The organism is Kitasatospora sp. NPDC091257, assembly GCF_044757675.1.
GTDB classification, from domain to species: Bacteria; Actinomycetota; Actinomycetes; order Streptomycetales; family Streptomycetaceae; genus Kitasatospora; species Kitasatospora lactacystinica.
Genome location: NZ_JBIVVI010001407.1, coordinates 1 through 2,112 on the forward strand (window position 1 = coordinate 1; position 2,112 = coordinate 2,112).

Below are 2,112 nucleotides of genomic sequence, written 5' to 3' on the forward strand. Positions count from 1 at the left end.
CTGTGCGGCGGGCCCTCCGCGCCTGGACGCGACCTGCCCCGGAAGGCCCGGCCCAAGACCGCGCGGCACCGCGCCCCGGCCCGGAGCCCGGCCTGACCTGGGGCATCTGAGTGCGGCGTTTTGGGCTGTGTCAGTGGTGTCGCCTACGCTTCTGGTTCTGCTGGTAGACACCTGCTGTAGAGCAGCCCGCAAGCACAACCGGCCCAGACCGCGGCCGTGTGCTGGCAAGGCTGCCGCCAGCAGCGGCAGCAAGAGTAGACGGCTGCCGTTGGCAGAGGAACACATCGGCGTCCGACTTTCGGCGCCACCGAGAGGAGGTCTCATGGCACCTGAGCGCCTTGAGGTGGTCGAGATCTGCGCCGGCGCGGGCGGACAGTCCCTCGGCCTGCACAACGCCGGATTCACGCACAGGCTCGCCCTGGAGCTCGACCAGAACGCCGCGACAACCCTCCGCCACAACCTCTCCCGGCTCATGCAGGCCGAGGGCACGAGTCCCGAGGACGCCGATCTCGAGGCGAAGGCCGTCGTCAAGGTCGGGGACGTCGCCGACCCGTCGCTCTGGGACCCCAGCGCGTACAAGGACATCGACCTCCTCGCCGGGGGCGTCCCCTGCCCGCCCTTCAGCATCGCCGGCAACCAGCTCGGCGCGACCGACGAGCGGGACCTGTTCGCCTGGGCCGTGCACCTGTGCAGGGACGTCCAGCCGAAGGCGCTGCTCCTGGAGAACGTCAAGGGCCTGAGCGGCAACCGGTTCTCCGCCTACCGCCAGCACATCCTCGAACTCCTCCACGACGCCGGGTACGTCGGCGAGTGGCGCCTGCTGGAGGCCCACCAGTTCGGCGTCTCCCAGCTCCGACCGCGGTTCGTCCTGGTCGCCCTGCAGAAGGAGTTCGCCGAGTACTTCCACTGGCCCGAGCCCTCCAAGGACCCGGCCCCCACCGTGGGCGAGCTCCTCAAGGACCTCATGGGAGCCAACGGCTGGCCCGAAGAGCACGTGGAGGCATGGGCCAAGACGGCCTCCGCCATCGCGCCCACCATCGTCGGCGGCTCCAAGAAGCACGGCGGCGCCGACCTTGGCCCGACCCGGGCCAAGGCCGCCTGGCGCAAGCTGGGGGTCGACGCGATGGGCGTCGCCAATGCCGCCCCAGACTCCGAAAAGGACGGCGACCACCTTCCGAAGCTGACCACCCCCATGGTCGCCCGCATCCAGGGCTGGTACGGCAAGGACTCCCACTGGGAGTTCCAAGGCCGTAAGACCACCGTCTACCGCCAGATCGGCAACGCCTTCCCCCCGCCCGTCGCAGAGGCGCTCGGCAAGGCGATCGCCAGTGCCCTGCGCAAGGAGGAGAAGCGCACCGACTCGGTCGAATGGGACCGCCCGGAGCTCGACCCGGTCTACCTGCTGCTCCGCCACCACCCGGACAAGGCCCTCACCGCCCAGAAGATGGCCGACCTCATCGCCAAGTCCGGCGGGAAGGAGCTTCCGTCGCCGGAGATCGAGCGGCGCATCGCCCACATCGAGCGCGACTTCCACGTGGAGAAGACGGCCCGCAGCAACGGCGAGCTGGCCTACAAGCTCGGTGAGTTCAAGGCCTTCATCGGCCAGCAGGACCACGCCCGCCACGACTACTTCGCCCAGCACCGGGGGAAGGTCAGCTGACGGACCCGCCTGCGCGTCGCTGCCGGACCCTGTCCACAACCGTCGGCGCGCAGGCCTCCGCGGACTCGTGCTCCCAGAAGCGCAGCACGAGCCAGCCCTCGGCCGCGAGCCGGGCGTCGGTGTCCCGGTCCCGCTGGACGTTGCGGCCGATCTTCTCCCGCCAGTAGTCCGGGTTCGTCTTGGGCGGGACGAAGTGCTCCGGGCACCCGTGCCAGAAGCAGCCGTCGACGAACACGGCGACCCGGGTCGGCCGGAACACCAGGTCGGCACTGCGGCGCATGCCCTGCAGGGGCTTCGCGGCCACGCGGTACCGGAGCCCCGCCGCGTGGACGAGCCGCCGGAGCGCGAGCTCCGGCTGGGTGTCCCGGCTGCGGTTGCCCACCATGCTCCGGCGGTTGGCCGCCGACGACGCCCAGGACCCGGGCGGGCCCGGACGCGGCCCGAACGCGGCC

The 2,112-nt window shown here is 71.1% G+C and carries 2 protein-coding genes; one reads left to right on the forward strand and one right to left on the reverse strand.

Annotated elements, in window-relative coordinates:
- Positions 1 to 322 precede the first annotated feature (322 nt).
- Positions 323 to 1,660: a DNA cytosine methyltransferase gene (locus ACIQOV_RS38765; RefSeq protein WP_401055523.1), complete on the forward strand. Its 1,338-nt coding sequence runs from the start codon at positions 323 to 325 to the stop codon at positions 1,658 to 1,660.
- Here ACIQOV_RS38765 and ACIQOV_RS38770 read toward each other — a convergent pair.
- Positions 1,653 to 2,112 (reverse strand): very short patch repair endonuclease (locus tag ACIQOV_RS38770; RefSeq protein WP_401055525.1); only part of this gene is annotated, 460 nt, incomplete at its 5' end. The two genes, ACIQOV_RS38765 and ACIQOV_RS38770, sit on opposite strands and share 8 nt — an antisense overlap.

Coding starts and splice junctions, on each gene's coding strand:
- ACIQOV_RS38765 (WP_401055523.1), top strand. CDS start 323: ATGGCACCTGAGCGCCTTGAGGTGGTCGAGATCTGCGCCGGCGCGGGC.